This is a genomic window from Actinokineospora spheciospongiae (genome assembly GCF_003182415.1).
Lineage (GTDB): Bacteria > Actinomycetota > Actinomycetes > Mycobacteriales > Pseudonocardiaceae > Actinokineospora > Actinokineospora spheciospongiae.
In genome coordinates this window covers 47,107-64,127 of the sequence record NZ_QHCP01000012.1, presented here as the reverse complement: position 1 = coordinate 64,127, position 17,021 = coordinate 47,107, and the positions used below count along the sequence as shown (strand labels likewise).

The following is a 17,021-nucleotide window of genomic DNA, read 5'->3' as shown; positions in this document are numbered from 1 at the left end:
ATTGTCGGACCCTGTCGATAGTCTGTCCGCGTGACCGGAGTTGATCAGGACCTGCCGCAAACCACCGCCGCCGAGGCCGCGGACAGCGTCGAGGGCGTCGAGGACGTGCCCACCGACGTCCGCGAGCGGCACGCCGCGCTGAGCGAGGAGCTGCTGGGCCACCAGTTCGCCTACTACGTGCGCGACTCGCCGACGATCACCGACGGCGAGTTCGACGCGCTGCTGCTGGAGCTGGCGGGCATCGAGGAGCGGCACCCGTCGCTGGTCACCCCGGAGTCGCCCACCCAGCGGGTCGGCGGCACCTTCTCCACCGAGTTCGCCGCCGTCGACCACCTTGAGCGGATGCTCAGCCTGGACAACGCCTTCGACGTGGACGAGCTGGGGTCCTGGGTCGACCGGGTGCGCAAGGAGGTCGGCGACGCCGCGCACTACCTGTGCGAGCTGAAGATCGACGGCCTGGCGATCAACCTGCTGTACCAGGACGGCCGCCTCGTCCGGGCGCTGACCAGGGGCGACGGCCGCACCGGCGAGGACGTCACGCTCAACGTGCGCACCATGCGCGACGTGCCGGAGCGGCTCACCGGCACCGACGAGTTCCCGGTGCCGGAGCTGGTCGAGGTGCGCGGCGAGGTGTTCTTCCGGGTGGAGGACTTCCTCGAGCTCAACGCCGGGCTGGTCGAGGCGGGCAAGCCGCCGTTCGCCAACCCGCGCAACACCGCCGCCGGGTCGCTGCGGCAGAAGGACCCCAAGGTCACCGCGAGCAGGCCGCTGCGGATGATCTGCCACGGCCTGGGCAAGCGCGCGGGCTTCGAGCCGACCGCGCAGTCGGAGTCCTACCGGGCGCTGGCGGCCTGGGGGCTGCCGGTCTCCACCCACACCAGGGTCATCACCGACCCCGAGGGCCTGGCCGAGCACATCCGGTACTGGGGCGAGCACCGCCACGACGCCGAGCACGAGATCGACGGCGTGGTGGTCAAGGTCGACGAGGTCTCGCTGCAACGGCGCCTCGGCACCACCTCCCGCGCCCCGCGCTGGGCGATCGCGTTCAAGTACCCGCCGGAGGAGGCCACCACCACCCTGCTCGACATCCGGGTCAACGTGGGCCGCACCGGCCGGGTCACCCCGTACGCGGTGATGACCCCGGTCAAGGTCGCCGGGTCCACCGTCGAGCTGGCCACCCTGCACAACGCCTCCGAGGTCGAGCGCAAGGGCGTGCTCATCGGCGACCGGGTGGTCATCCGCAAGGCCGGTGACGTGATCCCCGAGGTCCTGGGGCCGGTCATCGACGCCCGCCCGGCCGACGCGCACCCGTTCGTCATGCCCACCGAGTGCCCGGAGTGCGGCACCACCCTGCGCCACGAGAAGGACGGCGACGCCGACATCCGCTGCCCCAACGCCCGCTCCTGCCCGGCGCAGCTACGGGAGCGGCTGTTCCACCTGGCCGGTCGCGGCGCGTTCGACATCGAGGTCCTGGGCTACGAGGCCGCCACCGCCCTGCTGTCCTCCGGCGTGATCACCGACGAGGGCGACGTGTTCACCCTCGACGAGGACCAGCTCTCCGAGGTGGAGCTGTTCCGCACCAAGGCGGGCGAGCTGTCGGCCAACGGCCGCAAGCTGGTGGCCAACCTGGAGACGGCCAAGGACCGTCCCCTGTGGAAGGTGCTGGTGGCGCTGTCCATCCGGCACGTCGGCCCGACCGCCGCCCGCGCCCTGGCCCGCGAGTTCGGCTCCATCCAGGCCATCGCCGACGCCGACGAGCAGGCCCTCGCCGACGCCGAGGGGGTCGGTCCCGCCATCGCCACCTCGGTGTACGAGTGGTTCGAGGTCGACTGGCACCTCGACGTGGTCGAGAAGTGGCGGGCCGCGGGCGTGCGCATGGCCGAGGAGCGCGACGACTCCACCCCGCGCACCCTGGAGGGCCTGTCCATCGTCGTCACCGGCAGCCTCGACGGCTTCTCCCGCGACGAGGCCAAGGAGGCCATCGTCAGCCGGGGCGGCAAGGCCTCCGGCTCGGTCTCGAAGAAGACGGCCTTCGTCGTCGTCGGTGAATCCCCCGGCTCCAAGCACGACAAGGCCATGCAGCTCAAGGTCCCGGTCCTGGACGAACAGGGCTTCGGTGTCCTCCTGGCGGACGGCCCCGAGGCCGCCGCCGCGGTCGCCACCATCGGCGACCCCGACGCCCCGGTCGAGGAGGAACCCGCCGCCGAGGAGAAGCCCAAGCGCAAGCCCGCCAAGCGCAAGCCCAAGGCCACCCCGCCCGAGGAGGACCGGGCAGCGGACGAGCGGGCCCAGGAGGAGCAGCAGGCGGAAGAACAGGCGGCAGAGGGGCCCCCGGCAGAGGAATCGCCGGTGGGGGAGCCGGTGCTGGAGGAGCCCGCCGGAAAACCCTCAGCCCGCGCCAAGAGCACTGCCGCCAAGAGCACTGCCGCCAAGAGCACTGCCGCGAAGGCTGCCACCGGGGACACCGCCACCGGAGATGCCCCAGCGGCCGATCCCGCTGAGGCGGAGTAGGCCACCACCCGAGAAAAAACCCCCGAACGGGGTATGTCCCGACGAGCGCCTTCCCACTACGGCGGGGAGCGCCCACCCGGCTGAGCCGACTCGGCCCGCCGGGCGCAGAGCAGGGCAACAGCACAACCGGAGGAGTTGGTGGTCGAGTTGGGCGACGTGTCCGTCAGACCAGCGCGGGTGGACGAACTGGACCGGGTGAGCGTCCTCACCACCGAGGCCTACCGGGCCGACGGCTACATAGACGGTTCCACCACCGGCTACGCCCAACACCTCGCCGACGCCGACTCCCGGATGCGCGCGGCCGAACTGCTGGTCGCGGTGGACGACACCGGCACCCTGCTGGGCACGGTCACCATCGCCCTCCCCGGCACCCCCTACGCCGAGATCTCCCGCGAGGGCGAACTGGAGTTCCGGATGCTCGCCGTCGGCGTCGAGGCCCGGGGGCGCGGGGTGGGCGAACAGCTCGTCCGAGCCGTCTTCGCCCGCGCCCGCGAACTCGCCCTGCCCCGGGTGGTCCTGTGCACCTCCTCGCAGATGACCACCGCCCACCGCCTCTACGAACGCCTCGGCTTCACCCGCCTGCCCGACCGGGACTGGAGCCCCGGCCCCGAGGTCCACCTGATCGCCTTCGCCACGGACACGCCCTGAGGCGCCACCGCCCCACTCCGAGGCCACCCGGACCAACGAGGCCCCGACCACCCCGAAAACCGCCGCCGCCCAGCCACCAGCCACCCGAACACCGCGGCACAGCCGCCGACCACCCCGAAAACCGCCGCCGCCCAGCCGCCAGCCACCCGAACACCGCGCACAGCCGCCGACCACCCCCGAAACCGCTGGCCCGGCCACCAGCCGCCCGACGCCACCAAGCGCAGCGACAACCAACCACCCGGCAAACCGCCGCCCCGGCTACCAGCCGCCGAACCCCACCGACTCAGCAACAACCAGCCACCCACCCACCCCTACAAGCCGCCGACCCGGCTACCAGCCACGCCGATCCCCACCGGCGCAGCCGCCGACCACCCCAAAACCGCCGGCCCGGCTACGGCCATGCCCGGGTGGGTGGATGTGTTTGGCCGGGGGTGGCGATCATGTGCAAGCCTGCCCGGGCGGTGGGGCATCCCTTCAGCCCCACCCTGTCACGCTGGGCCACATGATCGCCGTAGGGGCCCCGGCCAAGCACATCCACCCAGCCGGGCACCCCCACAACAATGACCGGGCTCGGCCAGCCGGGCACCCCCAACAATGACCGGCACCGAGGAGCACACAGCCTCAGTCCGGCAGGACCACCGCGACGATCCCCGCCAGGTGGGCCAGCCGGGCCACCTCGGCGGCGCGGAACATCGGCCCGCCCGGCCGCCCCACCAGCAGCACCCGGTCCGGCTTCCCCAGCGGCGTGGCCGCCAGTTCGGTCCCCAGCTCCCGCCACGTGTCCGGCACCCACGGCTCCTCGCCGTCGAGGACCGTGGCCCTGGCCAGCGGCATGAACGGCAGTTCCAGCCGCTCGATGTTCGGTGCGGCCGTGGAGGCGGCCAGCTTCGCCCCGCCGGAGTCGGTGCCGACCACCAGCGCCCAGCCTGCGCGGACGATCTTCGGCACGCCCTCGGTGAAGATCGCCAGCCCGTTCTTGGGTTCGGCGGCGACGTCCTCGACCAGTTCCAGCTCGCGGTGGGTGTCCAGCACCCCCGCGTACGGGCGCACCGCGTCGACCTCGACGCCCTCGATGGACTCGGCCGCGGTGATGAGGACGTCGGGGAGTCTGCCGCCGGGGAGTTCGACGACCAGGTCGTCGATGGCGGTCCCGCCGACGCGTTCGACCACGTCCACGCTGAGGATGTCGGCCCCGATCGCCCCGAGGGCGGTGGCGACCGCCCCCAGGGTGCCTGGGCTGTCCGGTAGCTGGACCCGGATCAGGAACGACAAGGCGAACGCCTCCCGCTACCCACTCGGTGCGCGGAACCCTGCCGCCCACGCCCTACGCCGATCGCCGATTGTCGCAGACCAGGTCACGCGCGTCCGGGCGGACCGGATCGCGGTATCAGGGGACCGGTCTAGCACCCCGGCCGCCGGGGAACAACCCGTGCGGGCCTTCCGCGACCCGCGAAATAGACTCCCGTGGTCAGGTCGGGACCTCTCCCGGCGTGGCGGACCCGAGCAGCGCCGCTGCCCAGACCGAACGCACACCGCAACGCAGACAACCCCGGGGGTTCGTCGAGTGCCCAGCATTTCCCGCAGCGAGGTCGAACACCTCGCCCGACTGGCCCGGTTGGCCGTCACCGAAGAAGAACTCGACCTGTTCGCGGGTCAGCTCGAGAAGATCGTGCAGGCGGTCGCCAAGGTCGGGCAGGTCGCCGACCAGGACATCCCGCCGATGTCGCACGCCGTCCCGCTGACCAACGTGTTCCGCAGCGACGTGGTCCGCCCCGGGCTGACCCCGCAGCAGGCGCTCGCCGCGGCCCCCGCCGCCGAGGACGGCCGCTTCCGCGTCCCGCGCATCCTGGGAGAAGAGGCATGAGCGACCTGATCCGCCTTCCCGCCGCCGAGCTGGCGGCGAAGATCCACGCCGGGGAGGTCTCCTCGGTGGAGGCCACCCAGGCGCACCTCGACCGGATCGCCGCGGTGGACCCCGCCGTGCACGCCTTCCTGCACGTCGACGGCGAGCGCGCGCTCCAGGCCGCGAAGGCCGTCGACGAGGCCGTGGCCGCGGGCCGCACCCCCGCGTCCCCGCTGGCCGGGGTGCCGATCGCGGTCAAGGACGTGCTGACCACCCAGGGTTCGCCGACGACCTGCGGGTCGAAGCTGCTGGAGGGCTGGCACGCGCCGTACGACGCCACGGTCACCCGCAAGCTGCTGGACGCGGGTCTGGTGATCCTCGGCAAGACCAACATGGACGAGTTCGCCATGGGGTCCTCCACCGAGAACTCCGCCTACGGCCCGACCCGCAACCCGTGGGACCTCGACCGCATCCCCGGTGGTTCCGGCGGTGGTTCGGCCGCGGCGCTGGCCGCGTTCGAGGCGCCGCTGGCCATCGGCACCGACACCGGCGGCTCCATCCGCCAGCCCGGGGCGATGACCGGCACCGTGGGCGTCAAGCCCACCTACGGCACCGTCTCCCGGCACGGTCTGGTCGCCTACGCGTCCTCGTTCGACCAGGCGGGCCCGTGCGCGCGCACCGTGCTGGACGCGGCGCTGCTGCACGAGGTCATCGCCGGGCACGACCCGATGGACTCCACCTCCATCGACGCGCCCGTGCCCCCGGTGCTGGCCGCGGCCCGCCAGGGCGCCGACGGCGACCTGCGCGGTGTCAAGGTCGGCGTGGTGCGCGAGCTGGTCGGCGAGGGCCACCAGCCCGGCGTGCTGGCCTCGTTCGAGGCGGCCGTGGCGCAGCTCCGCGAGCTGGGCGCCGAGGTGGTCGAGGTGTCCTGCCCGAGCTTCGACCTGGCGCTGGCCGCCTACTACCTGATCGCGCCGAGCGAGGCGTCGTCGAACCTGGCCCGGTTCGATGCGATGCGCTACGGCCTGCGGGTGGGCGACGACGGCTCGCACAGCGCCGAGGAGGTCATGTCGCTGACCCGCGAGGCCGGGTTCGGCCCGGAGGTCAAGCGGCGCATCATGATCGGCACCTACGCGCTGTCGGCCGGGTACTACGACGCCTACTACGGCTCGGCGCAGAAGGTGCGCACCCTGGTGGCGCGGGAGTTCGACGCCGCGTTCGCGCGGGCGGACGTGCTGGTCAGCCCGACCAGCCCGGTGACCGCGTTCCGCATCGGCGAGCGGGTCGACGACCCGGTGGCCATGTACCAGGTCGACCTGTGCACCATCCCGTCGAACATGGCGGGCAACGCGGCGATCAGCGTCCCCAGCGGGCTCTCCGCCGACGACGGCCTCCCCGTGGGGCTCCAGGTTTTCTCCCCGGCTCTGCAAGACCACCGGGGTTATCGGGTGGCCGCCGCCTACGAGGCCGCCCGAGACGCCGCACAGGGCGGCGCTCTCATCCACCGTGTTCCCGAACTGGAGGTCGTGTGATGGCTGCTCCGAAGAAGGTCAAGGGCGTGTTCGGCATCGTCGGTTCCGTCGCCGCGGCGTCCAGCGCGATCAACGGGCTCAAGACCGCCCGCGCCGACAACGACAAGCTCGCGCTGCTCAACGCGCTGGCCGGGGGCATCGCCGCGATCACCGGCGTGCTCATCGCGGTCCGCGCGCTGCGGAGCGGCAAGTGACAGCGGTCGTCGAACTGATGGACTACGACGAGGTGCTGGAGCGGTTCGACCCGGTCCTGGGCCTTGAGGTCCACGTGGAGCTGTCCACGAAGACCAAGATGTTCTGCGGCTGCCCCACCACCTTCGGCGGGGAGCCCAACACCCAGGTGTGCCCGGTGTGCCTGGGGATGCCCGGAGCGCTGCCGGTGGTCAACGGGGCGGCGGTGGAGTCGGCGATCCGGATCGGCCTCGCGCTCAACTGCGAGATCGCCGAGTGGTGCCGCTTCGCGCGGAAGAACTACTTCTACCCGGACATGCCGAAGAACTTCCAGACCTCGCAGTACGACGAGCCGATCGCCTTCAACGGCTGGCTCGACGTGACCCTCGACGACGGCGAGGTCGTGCGCGTGCAGATCGAACGCGCGCACATGGAGGAGGACACCGGCAAGTCGCTGCACGTGGGCGGGGCCACCGGCCGCATCCACGGCGCCGACCACTCGCTGCTGGACTTCAACCGGGCCGGTGTGCCGCTGGTCGAGATCGTCACCAAGACCATCGAGGGCACCGGCGCGCGGGCACCGGAGGTGGCCCGCGCCTACGTGCGCACCCTGCGCGAACTGCTCCAGGCGCTCGACGTGTCGGACGTGCGGATGGACCAGGGTTCGCTGCGCTGCGACGCGAACGTGTCGCTGATGGCCAAGGGCGCCACCGAGTTCGGCACCCGCACCGAGACCAAGAACGTCAACTCGCTGCGCAGCGTCGAGCGGGCGGTGCGGCACGAGATGACCCGCCAGGCGGCGATCCTGGTCGAGGGCGGCACCATCCGCCAGGAGACCCGGCACTTCGAGGAGGTCTCCGGCACGACCCGCGCGGGCCGGGCGAAGGAGACCTCGGAGGACTACCGGTACTTCCCGGAGCCCGACCTGGTGCCGATCGCACCGTCGCGGGAGTGGGTCGAGGAGCTGCGCGGCACCATGCCCGAGCCGCCCGAGGAGCGCCGCAGGCGGGTGCAGGCGGAGTGGTCGCTGTCGGACGCGGAGCTGCGCGACCTGGTCAACGCCGGGGCGGTCGACCTGGTCGCGGCCACCGTCGCGGCGGGCGCCCCCTCGGGTGAGGCCCGGTCGTGGTGGGTGTCGTACCTGGCGCAGTCGGCGAACACCCGGGGCGTGGAGCTGGCCGACCTGCCCATCACCCCGGCCCAGGTCGCCAAGGTCATCGCGCTGGTGGCCGACGGGTCGCTGACCAACAAGCTGGCCCGGTCCGTGGTGGACGGGGTGCTGGCCGGCGAGGGCGAGCCGGAGCAGGTCGTGGAGTCGCGCGGGCTCAAGGTCGTCTCGGACGACTCGGCGCTGTACGCGGCGGTCGACGAGGCGCTGGCGGCCCAGCCGGACGTCGCGGACAAGATCCGGGACGGGAAGGTCGCCGCCGCCGGTGCCATCGTCGGCGCGGTGATGAAGGCGACCCGGGGGCAGGCGGACGCGAAGCGGGTCCGCGAGCTGGTCCTGGAGCGCTGCGGGGTCTGAGCGGTGTGACGGGAAGGGCCGGTCTCCGCACGGGGGACCGGCCCTTCCGCGCGTCGCGTGCTGCCGACCGCCGAGGTTCCCGGTCGCGGCCTGCGGTCCGGGGTGATCACCCGTTCCCGGGCCGAGCCCTAGTCGACCCCGCCGCCGCCCGCCTGGGGCTGGACGAGGATCGCCACCGCGCGGTCGTCGCTGGAGAGGGGGGTGCCGCCGCGCTTGTTGACCGTGCCCGCGACCGCCACCTGGTCGGTCATCAGGTCCAGGCCGTCGACGCGGCCGTAGCCCTCGGTGTCGGCGAAGGAGACCGTGGGTTTGCCGGTGAAGGAGCCGTCCGGGGCCTGGGGGAGGCTTTGCAGGTGGCCCGCGGTGGACATGGCCACCCACAGCAGTTGGGTCGTGGCCGCGCAGCCCGCCACGCCGGGGCGGTCGGTCCACTTCCAGGCGGGGGTGCCCAGCGGTTTGCCCGCCTCCACCTGGTAGATCACGTCGGCGGCCGGGGTGCGGTCGGTGACCCAGGTCCGCGACCCGTCCAGGGAGGCGCAGACGCCGCCGGGGGAGACCAGGCCCGCGGCCAGGACCGGGCTGCCCGGGGTGGGGTTGTCCGCGGCGGGTTTGCCCTCGCCGGTGAGGCGCAGGACCTTGCCCGCCAGTGACGCCGGGTCGGCCGCCGCCGTGGGGTTGCCCGCGGTGCCGGTGGCCAGGAGCAGGGCGCCCCTGTGGTCATTGGCCAGGGAGCCGCGGTTGCCGGTGGTGCCGCGCGGGATGCCGGTGAGGACCGGTTTGGGGGTGTCGCCGGGGGCGATGCGGACCACGCGGTTGTCGGTGGGGGTGGTGACGTAGGCGAAGACGAGTTGGTCCTCGGCGTAGGTGGGGGACAGCGCCAGGCCGGTGAGGCCGCCGTCGCCGGTGCCGTCGACCGGGACGGTGGCGAAGAGCGCGGGTTCGGTGTCCTTGCGGACCAGCAGGATGCGGCCGGTGGTGCGCTCGCCGACCAGGGCGGTGGGGTTGGTGCCGTCGCCGGGGAGGGCGGCCACGGCCATCAGCGTGTCCAGGCAGGTGGCCAGCACCGAGTCGTGGAAGTCCTTGCAGCCGTCCGGTGGGGGGACGGAGGTCTGCGGGCCGCTCGGTGCCCCGCCGCCCTGGCCGCCGCCACCGCCGCCGGAGCCGCCCTCCTGGGGGTCGGGTGCGGCCTGCGGGCTGAGCTGCGGCGCTTCCGACCAGTTGCCGGGGGCGGGCTGGTCGGTGAAGGAGGCGCACGAGGACAGCAGCAGTGCCGCCGCCGCGGTCGAGGCCGCGAGCACGCGGGACCCGCGCGGCATACCGGACATGCTCACCGACCCTAGGCGGGGGGTCGTGAACCCGGGGTGAGCGCGGCGGGGTCCGCGTCGGCCCTGGCCCGTTCCACCGCCGCCACCCGCCGCACCAGCATCGCCAGTTCCGCCACGATCACCTCCGGCGCCTCCAGCGGCATGAAGTGGCTGGTCGGCACCACCCTGGTCCGCGCGTGCGGCAGCCCGGCCACCGCCTCCAGGGTCCGCCGGGGGTCGGCGACGACGTCGTACTTCCCGGCCAGCACGGTCACCGGGACGCCGATGCCGGTCAGGTCCCGCTCCGGCACGTCGGCCAGGGCCAGCGCCAGGGTGACGTACCAGCGCGAGTCGTGGCCGAGGAAGCGGCGCACCGCCTCGGCCACCTCGTCCGCCTCCGCCCCGCCGGGCAGCATGAAGCCGGTGTGCTGGAGCAGCGTCGCCGTGGCGCGGTTGACCGGCACCCGGTGCAGCACCGCGTCGACCAGCGGGCCCAGCCCCTTGACCGCGTGCGCGGCCAGCAGCCCCAGGGCGCGCCCGAGCGGCCGGGGGACACCGGCCACCCCGAGCAGCGCGCCGAACATGTCCCCGGGCACCCCCGCGGCGAGCATCAGCCCGGACACCCGGTCGGGGTACCGCTGGGCCAGCTCCGTGGCCACCATCACACCCATCGACCAGCCCATCACCACGCACCGCCGCACGCCCGCCGCGTCCAGCACCGCGAGCGCGTCGGCGACGTGGTCGGCGAGGGTGATCCGGCTCTCGTCGGCCGGGCGGTCCGAGCCCATCGTCCCCCGGTGGTACCAGCTCAGCACCCGCACGCCGGAGTCCGGCAGCAGCAGGGCGGGCCAGGCCTCGGGGATGGTGCCCAGGCCGGGGCACAGCAGCACGACCGGCCCGGTGGAGTCGGTGTGCCAGCCGCGCACGCGGGTGCCGTCGGCGGAGAGGACGTCGTGTTCGCGCACGGGAACCGAGTCTGCCGCACCGGCCGCCGCCCGCGCTTAGTGTGTGTGCTGTGACAACCACCGTTCTGGTACCGGACGAGCAGGGACTGGTCACCCTCGGCGCCCTCGACGGCGTCCGGGCGGTCCGCTACGCCGCGGGGGCCGACCTGCCCCCGGAGGCGGCCGACGCCGAGGTGCTGGTGCCCGACTTCCTCGCCGCCGACCAGGCCGCGCTCGTGGCCGCGCTGCCCAGGCTGAAGCTGGTGCAGTTGCTCACCACCGGTGCCGACGCCTGGATCGGCAGGCTGCCCGACCACGTGATGCTCTCCACCTGCCGGGGCGCGCACGGCGGCAGCTCCGCCGAGTGGGTCGTCGGCGCCCTGCTGACCGTCTACCGGGACCTGGTGGGCTTCGCCGACGCGCAGCGCGCCGGGCGGTGGACCACGCACGTCACCGAAACCCTCCAGGGCAAGCAGGTGCTGGTCATCGGCGCGGGCGACCTGGGCAGGCAGTTGGAGCGGCGCCTGCTCGCCTTCGACGCCGAGGTCACCCTGGTCGCCACGTCCGCCAGGCCCGGGGTGCGCGCGCTCGCCGAGCTGCCCGCGCTGCTGCCCGAGCACGACGCGGTGGTGCTGGTCGTCCCGCACACGCCCGCCACCAGGGGCATGGTCGACGCGGGGTTCCTGGCCCGGATGCCCGACGGCGCGGTGCTGGTGAACGTCGCCCGCGGCCCGGTCGTGGACACCGGCGCCCTGCTGGCCGAGCTGACCTCCGGGCGGTTGCGCGCCGCGCTGGACGTCACCGACCCCGAGCCGCTGCCCGAGGGCCACCCGCTGTGGTCGGCGCCGGGCCTGCTGCTGACCCCGCACGTGGCGGGGAGCTGCACCGGGCACCGCGAGCGCGCCTACCGGGTCGTCGCGGAGCAGGTCGCCCGGTTCGCGGCGGGCGACAAGCCGGAGAACCTCGTGCAGGGCGACTACTGACCGCGTTCTTGTCATCCCGGCCACATCCGCCCCGGACGGGAAGTCGGCAAAAGGCGAGGTCAGGTCAGGCAGGCGGGAATCGGCGATCGAGGTCACGCCTGGTGGGCACCGGCCTCCCCCATCGTTTAGTGTCCGGCCCGTGAGCACCGATGACTTCTACCGGGCCTCGGAGTCGAAGACCTCCGGACCCGGCTACGACAAGGTCGCCTACGACGACGGGGCCACGGCCGCGTTCAAGGCCCCGCACGACGAGGTCTACCCGGAGGAGCGCAAGCCCGCCCGGGAGCCGCACGAGTGGCACTTCGGCGCGGACCTCGCGCTGTTCGTGCTGCGGGTGACCCTCGGCGCGCTGATCCTCGCGCACGGCCTGCAGAAGGTGTTCGGGCTGATGGGCGGCCCCGGCATCGGCGGGTTCGCCGAGTTCCTGGGCACCCAGGGCTTCCAGCAGACGACCCTGCTGGCCTGGGTCACCGGCGGTACCGAGCTGGGCGCGGGCGCGCTGCTCATCCTGGGCCTGTTCACCCCGGCCGCCGCGGCGGGCGTGCTGGGCGTCATGGCCAACGCGATCTGGATCAAGGTCGAGCCGCAGGAGTTCGTCGGCGCGGTGGAGCTGGAGGTGCTCTACGCCGCCGCCGCGTTCGCGCTGCTGTTCGCGGGCGCGGGCAAGATCTCCCTCGACCGCAACACCCCGTGGTTCCGCCGGGCCCCCGCGTTCGGGTTCATCTTCCTGCTCATCGCCGCCGGGCTGTCCGTGGTGACCCTGGTCGTCCTGCGGTAGGAGTGCCGATGGAAAGGGCCGCACCCCGACGGGGGTGCGGCCCTTTTCGCGTCTTCGCCGACTACCGCGACGGGTCGCGCACCGCGCCGGTGGAGGCGTCGGTGGCCATCCGCGCGTAGGCGCGCAGCGCGCTGGTCACCGGGCGGTCCCGGTCGACCGGCTGCCACGGGCGCTCGCTGGCGTCCATCTTGGCCCGGCGCTCGGCCAGCACCGCGGGCTCCACCAGCAGCTCCAGCAGGCGGGCGTGCACATCGATGCGGATCTGGTCACCGTCCTCGACCAGGCCGATCGCGCCACCGCCCGCCGCCTCCGGGGAGACGTGGCCGATGGACAGGCCGGACGTGCCGCCGGAGAAGCGGCCGTCGGTGACCAGCGCGCACTTCTTGCCCAGGCCGGTGCCCTTGAGGTACGCGGTCGGGTGCAGCATCTCCTGCATCCCCGGCCCTCCCGCCGGGCCCTCGTAGCGGATCACCAGCACCTCACCCGGCTGGACGACCTTGTTGAGGATGACCGACACGGCCTCCTCCTGGCTCTCCACCACCCGGGCCGGGCCCTGGAAGGTGAACAGCTCCTCGTCGATGCCCGCGGACTTGATCACCGCGCCGCGCTCGGCCAGGTTGCCGTGCAGCACCGCCAGGCCACCCTCGGCGGTGTGGGCGTGCTCGACGTCGTGCACGCAGCCGTTCACCGCGTCGGTGTCCAGCGACGACCAGCGGTTCTGCGTGGAGAACGCCTGCGTGGTGCGCACCCCGCCCGGGGCGGCGTGGAACAGCTCGATCGCGGCCTCCGACGGCGACTCGGCGCGGATGTCCCACGCGCCCAGCCACTCCTCGATGGTGGCGCTGTGCACGGTGTGCACGTCGGTGTTGAGCAGCCCGCCGCGCCACAGCTCGCCCAGGATGGCGGGGATGCCACCGGCCCGGTGCACGTCCTCCATGTGGTAGTCGGAGTTCGGCGCGACCTTGGACAGGCAGGGCACCCGCCGGGAGATCGCGTCGATGTCGGCGAGGGTGAAGTCGACCTCGCCCTCCTGCGCCGCGGCGAGGATGTGCAGCACGGTGTTGGTGGACCCGCCCATGGCCATGTCCAGCGCCATCGCGTTCTCGAACGCCTTGCGGTTGGCGATGGTGCGCGGCAGCGCGGTCTCGTCGTCCTGCTCGTACCACCGCCTGCACAGCTCGACCACGGTCCGGCCCGCCTGCTCGAACAGGGTGCGGCGGGCGGCGTGGGTGGCCAGCGTGGAGCCGTTGCCCGGCAGGGCCAGGCCCAGCGCCTCGGTGAGGCAGTTCATCGAGTTCGCGGTGAACATGCCCGAGCAGGACCCGCAGGTCGGGCAGGCCGAGCGCTCGACCAGGTCGAGCGCGGCGTCGTCGACCCCGCTGTTGGCCGAGGCGGAGATGGCGGTGACCAGGTCCGACGCGGGGTGCGCGACGCCGTCGACGACGACCGCCTTGCCCGCCTCCATCGGCCCGCCGGAGACGAACACCACCGGGACGTTGAGCCGCATGGCCGCGTTGAGCATCCCCGGGGTGATCTTGTCGCAGTTGGAGATGCACACGATCGCGTCCGCTTGGTGGGCGTTGACCATGTACTCCACCGCGTCGGCGATGACCTCCCGCGAGGGCAGCGAGTAGAGCATCCCGCTGTGGCCCATGGCGATGCCGTCGTCCACGGCGATGGTGTGGAACTCCCTGGGCACCCCGCCCGCCGCGCGGACGCCCTCGGCCACGATGTCGCCGAGGTCGCGCAGGTGCACGTGCCCGGGCACGAACTGGGTGTAGGAGTTGGCGATGGCCACGATGGGCTTGCCGAAGTCGCTGTCGGTCATGCCCGTGGCGCGCCACAGGGACCGGGCTCCGGCGGCGTTGCGGCCGTGGGTGGTGGTGCGGGAGCGCAGCGCTGGCACGGCTCCTCCAGATCTCGTCAGTGCTCGGGGGGCGAAAAGCGGGGACGGCGGCCGGGTCGGCGGTCGTCGGTGCCGGGAGCGGTACCCGACAGGTTACTCCGGTCCGGCCGCCCGCTCGCCCCGCGCGGCGCCCGGTTCCGCCGCCCCGACCACGGGGGCGGACTCGTCCACCGGCTCGGCGTCGGGTTCGGGCACGGGGTCGGCGCCCGGTTCCGGCGCGCGCTCGGTCGGGTCCGGGACGAGGCCGCCGCTGATGAACGACAGGGCGGGCAGGTGCCGCACCCGGACCTGCGGCAGGGCCACCTCGGTGCCGTCGTCGAGCACCGCGGTCACCCCCGCCTTCCCGGTCAGCCGCAGGCCGCGCAGCAGCCGCCACGGCACCCGGCGCGACCCGGTCAGGGTGTGGGCGACGAGGCCCTCGGTGTCGGCCACCGTGCGCACCCGCAGCACCCACACGATCAGGGCGACCGGGATCAGGTAGATCCACAGCAGGTACGGCGCGGCGGCGGCCACCGGTGTGGCGCAGATCGCCAGCAGCAGCGCGGCGAGCACCGCGATGCCGGGCACGCGGAACACGAGACGGGTCGGGACCTGCTGTTCAGCCACCCCCTGATGGTGCACCGGGCGCCCGCGCGCCCCGCGCCCGGGTCCGCGCGCGTCCCAGGACGCGGTCCAACATCCGAGACACGCGTCTCGCAGAGTTGACGCTCTACTGCGAACGAACTAACGTCCCCGACGTGCCTGCTCAGTCCATTCTCGTACTTCCGCCGCGCGTTCGCCGCTGACGGAAGCCGACTCAGCATCGAACGCGCGACCCTCGTGCGACCTTTGAGGTCGACGGGGGTTTTTTCGTGCCCAGAGCCGCCCCACCCGACCGACGACCGCCCCCGCACCGCCCACTGGAACCACGAACCCACGAGGCAGAACCGATGACCAGCGCAACTTCTCGGCCCAGCGCGGCCGCGGCGAACCCCGCCACCGCGCACGCCCCCCGACCCAAGCCCGCGCCGCCGACCGGCACCCCGGTGCGGGTCACCGGGGCGCAGTCGCTCGTCCGGTCCCTCGAGGCGGTGGGCGCCGAGATCGTGTTCGGCATCCCCGGCGGCACCATCCTCCCGGCGTACGACCCGCTGCTGGACTCCACCAAGGTCCGGCACGTGCTGGTCCGCCACGAGCAGGGCGCGGGCCACGCGGCCACCGGCTACGCCCAGGCCACCGGCAAGGTCGGCGTCTGCATGGCCACCTCCGGCCCCGGCGCGACGAACCTGGTCACCCCGCTGGCCGACGCCAACATGGACTCGGTCCCGGTCGTGGCCATCACCGGCCAGCAGACCCGCGCGCTCATCGGCACCGACGCGTTCCAGGAAGCCGACATCTGCGGCATCACCATGCCGGTCACCAAGCACAACTTCCTCGTCACCGACCCCGCGGACATCCCGCGCACGATCGCCGAGGCGTTCCACCTGGCCAAGACCGGTCGGCCCGGCCCGGTCCTGGTGGACATCCCCAAGGACGTCCTGCAGGAGCTGACCTCCTTCTCCTGGCCGCCGGAGCTGCGGCTGCCCGGCTACCGGCCCACCACCCGCCCGCACGGCAAGCAGGTCCGCGAGGCCGCCAAGCTCATCCGCGCCGCCAAGCGCCCGGTCCTCTACGTCGGCGGCGGCGTCATCAAGGCCGAGGCGTCCCCGGAACTGCTGGAGCTGGCCGAGCTGACCGGCATCCCGGTCGTCACCACGCTGATGGCCCGCGGCGCGTTCCCCGACTCGCACCGGCAGAACCTGGGCATGCCCGGCATGCACGGCACCGTCCCCGCCGTCGGCGCCATGCAGTCCTCCGACCTGCTGATCGCCCTCGGCGCCCGCTTCGACGACCGGGTCACCGGCGCGCTGGACAGCTTCGCCCCGAACGCGCAGGTCGTGCACGCCGACATCGACCCGGCCGAGATCTCCAAGAACCGCCGCGCCGACGTGCCGATCGTGGGCGACTGCAAGGAAATCATCACCGAGCTGATCGCCGCGGTGCAGGCCGAGGCCGAGCCCGCCCAGGACCTGGCGCCGTGGTGGGCCACCATCGACGAGTGGCGCCGCACGTTCCCGCTGGGCTACGAGTGGCCCGAGGACGGCACCCTGTCCCCGCAGTACGTCATCGAGCGCATCGGCGCCATCGCCGGACCGGACGCCGTCTACACCGCGGGCGTGGGCCAGCACCAGATGTGGGCCGCCCAGCACATCCGCTACGAGAACCCGCGCACCTGGCTCAACTCCGGCGGCCTGGGCACCATGGGCTACTCGGTGCCCGCCGCCATGGGCGCCAAGTTCGGCCGCCCGGACGCGGTGGTGTGGGCCATCGACGGCGACGGCTGCTTCCAGATGACCAACCAGGAGCTGGCCACCTGCGCCATCGAGGGCGCCCCGATCAAGGTGGCCGTCATCAACAACGGCAACCTGGGCATGGTCCGGCAGTGGCAGAACCTGTTCTACTCGGAGCGCTACTCCCAGACCGACCTGGGCACGCACAAGCACCGCATCCCCGACTTCACCCTCCTCGCCGAGGCCCTGGGCTGCGCCGGGCTGCGCTGCGAGACCAAGGAGGACGTCGACTCGGTCATCCAGCGGGCCATGGAGATCAACGACCGCCCGGTCGTGATCGACTTCGTGGTCGGCAAGGACGCCCAGGTGTGGCCGATGGTCGCCTCCGGCACCGGCAACTCCGAGATCATGGCGGCCCGGGGCATCCGCCCCCTGTTCGACGAGTGAGCGAGCGGAGAGCTGTGTTGAATTTCTCCCACCACCCGCCCCCTCGTCCCCGCCCGGCATCGTCCCCGACTCGCGTCGGCGGACTGCGGACCGGGGCCGCGGACCTGGACAGCCCGAAGC

General features: G+C 73.1%; 14 protein-coding genes. 9 read left to right on the top strand and 5 right to left on the bottom strand.

The window, feature by feature from the left end; genetic code table 11:
- Nucleotides 1–51 precede the first annotated feature (51 nt).
- On the top strand, nt 52–2,511 hold the full coding sequence (ligA, locus tag DFQ13_RS26515; RefSeq protein WP_233438595.1) for an NAD-dependent DNA ligase LigA: 2,460 nt from the start codon (nt 52–54) through the stop codon (nt 2,509–2,511).
- Between the two features lie 147 nt (nt 2,512–2,658).
- Nucleotides 2,659–3,159 (top strand): GNAT family N-acetyltransferase, encoded by a 501-nt coding sequence (locus DFQ13_RS26510; RefSeq protein WP_110081841.1) that lies wholly within the window; start codon nt 2,659–2,661, stop codon nt 3,157–3,159.
- A 621-nt stretch (nt 3,160–3,780) separates the two neighbouring features.
- On the opposite strand, the gene DFQ13_RS26505 is transcribed toward DFQ13_RS26510, so the two are convergent.
- Nucleotides 3,781–4,431: an ACT domain-containing protein gene (locus DFQ13_RS26505; RefSeq protein WP_035277878.1), complete on the bottom strand. Its 651-nt coding sequence runs from the start codon at nt 4,429–4,431 to the stop codon at nt 3,781–3,783.
- 292 nt (nt 4,432–4,723) lie between these two features.
- Here DFQ13_RS26505 and gatC point away from each other — a divergent pair, with 292 nt between their 5' ends.
- From gatC to gatB, 4 genes are read left to right on the top strand one after another with little or no spacing between them, the layout of a single operon-like run.
- Nucleotides 4,724–5,023: an Asp-tRNA(Asn)/Glu-tRNA(Gln) amidotransferase subunit GatC gene (gene gatC, locus DFQ13_RS26500; RefSeq protein ID WP_035277879.1), complete on the top strand. Its 300-nt coding sequence runs from the start codon at nt 4,724–4,726 to the stop codon at nt 5,021–5,023.
- Nucleotides 5,020–6,534, top strand: a complete 1,515-nt coding sequence (gene gatA / locus DFQ13_RS26495) for an Asp-tRNA(Asn)/Glu-tRNA(Gln) amidotransferase subunit GatA (protein WP_110081752.1) — start codon at nt 5,020–5,022, stop codon at nt 6,532–6,534. The genes gatC and gatA overlap by 4 nt, the downstream gene beginning before the upstream one ends.
- Nucleotides 6,534–6,728, top strand: a complete 195-nt coding sequence (locus DFQ13_RS26490; RefSeq protein WP_035277883.1) for a hypothetical protein — start codon at nt 6,534–6,536, stop codon at nt 6,726–6,728. The genes gatA and DFQ13_RS26490 overlap by 1 nt, the downstream gene beginning before the upstream one ends.
- Nucleotides 6,725–8,230, top strand: coding sequence for an Asp-tRNA(Asn)/Glu-tRNA(Gln) amidotransferase subunit GatB (gene gatB, locus DFQ13_RS26485; protein WP_110081751.1), 1,506 nt, complete (start codon nt 6,725–6,727; stop codon nt 8,228–8,230). The genes DFQ13_RS26490 and gatB overlap by 4 nt, the downstream gene beginning before the upstream one ends.
- Before the next feature lie 128 nt (nt 8,231–8,358).
- Here the strand turns inward: gatB and DFQ13_RS26480 are convergent, their stop codons facing one another.
- Both DFQ13_RS26480 and DFQ13_RS26475 read right to left on the bottom strand, forming a co-directional pair.
- Nucleotides 8,359–9,555, bottom strand: coding sequence for a PQQ-dependent sugar dehydrogenase (locus DFQ13_RS26480; protein WP_110081750.1), 1,197 nt, complete (start codon nt 9,553–9,555; stop codon nt 8,359–8,361).
- Between the two features lie 11 nt (nt 9,556–9,566).
- The gene (locus DFQ13_RS26475) at nt 9,567–10,499 is read right to left on the bottom strand and encodes an alpha/beta fold hydrolase (protein WP_110081749.1); all 933 of its coding nucleotides are present in this window, start codon (nt 10,497–10,499) and stop codon (nt 9,567–9,569) included.
- 41 nt (nt 10,500–10,540) lie between these two features.
- Here DFQ13_RS26475 and DFQ13_RS26470 point away from each other — a divergent pair, with 41 nt between their 5' ends.
- Together DFQ13_RS26470 and DFQ13_RS26465 are read left to right on the top strand one after the other, a co-directional pair.
- Nucleotides 10,541–11,461 carry a 2-hydroxyacid dehydrogenase gene (locus DFQ13_RS26470; RefSeq protein ID WP_219994664.1) on the top strand — a complete coding sequence of 307 codons (921 nt, stop codon included), beginning with the start codon at nt 10,541–10,543 and terminating at the stop codon, nt 11,459–11,461.
- 139 nt (nt 11,462–11,600) lie between these two features.
- On the top strand, nt 11,601–12,239 hold the full coding sequence (locus DFQ13_RS26465; RefSeq protein ID WP_052020409.1) for a DoxX family protein: 639 nt from the start codon (nt 11,601–11,603) through the stop codon (nt 12,237–12,239).
- A gap of 61 nt (nt 12,240–12,300) precedes the next feature.
- On the opposite strand, the gene ilvD is transcribed toward DFQ13_RS26465, so the two are convergent.
- Nucleotides 12,301–14,145 carry a dihydroxy-acid dehydratase gene (gene ilvD / locus DFQ13_RS26460; RefSeq protein ID WP_035277888.1) on the bottom strand — a complete coding sequence of 615 codons (1,845 nt, stop codon included), beginning with the start codon at nt 14,143–14,145 and terminating at the stop codon, nt 12,301–12,303.
- A gap of 93 nt (nt 14,146–14,238) precedes the next feature.
- The gene (locus DFQ13_RS26455) at nt 14,239–14,751 is read right to left on the bottom strand and encodes a PH domain-containing protein (protein ID WP_219994662.1); all 513 of its coding nucleotides are present in this window, start codon (nt 14,749–14,751) and stop codon (nt 14,239–14,241) included.
- 323 nt (nt 14,752–15,074) lie between these two features.
- Here DFQ13_RS26455 and DFQ13_RS26450 point away from each other — a divergent pair, with 323 nt between their 5' ends.
- Entirely contained in the window at nt 15,075–16,901 is a 1,827-nt protein-coding gene (locus DFQ13_RS26450; RefSeq protein ID WP_110081747.1) for an acetolactate synthase large subunit, read from the top strand.
- Nucleotides 16,902–17,021 lie beyond the last annotated feature (120 nt).

Coding starts and splice junctions, on each gene's coding strand:
- DFQ13_RS26490 (WP_035277883.1), top strand. CDS start 6,534: ATGGCTGCTCCGAAGAAGGTCAAGGGCGTGTTCGGCATCGTCGGTTCC.
- DFQ13_RS26480 (WP_110081750.1), bottom strand. CDS start 9,555: ATGTCCGGTATGCCGCGCGGGTCCCGCGTGCTCGCGGCCTCGACCGCG.
- DFQ13_RS26450 (WP_110081747.1), top strand. CDS start 15,075: ATGACCAGCGCAACTTCTCGGCCCAGCGCGGCCGCGGCGAACCCCGCC.
- gatA (WP_110081752.1), top strand. CDS start 5,020: ATGAGCGACCTGATCCGCCTTCCCGCCGCCGAGCTGGCGGCGAAGATC.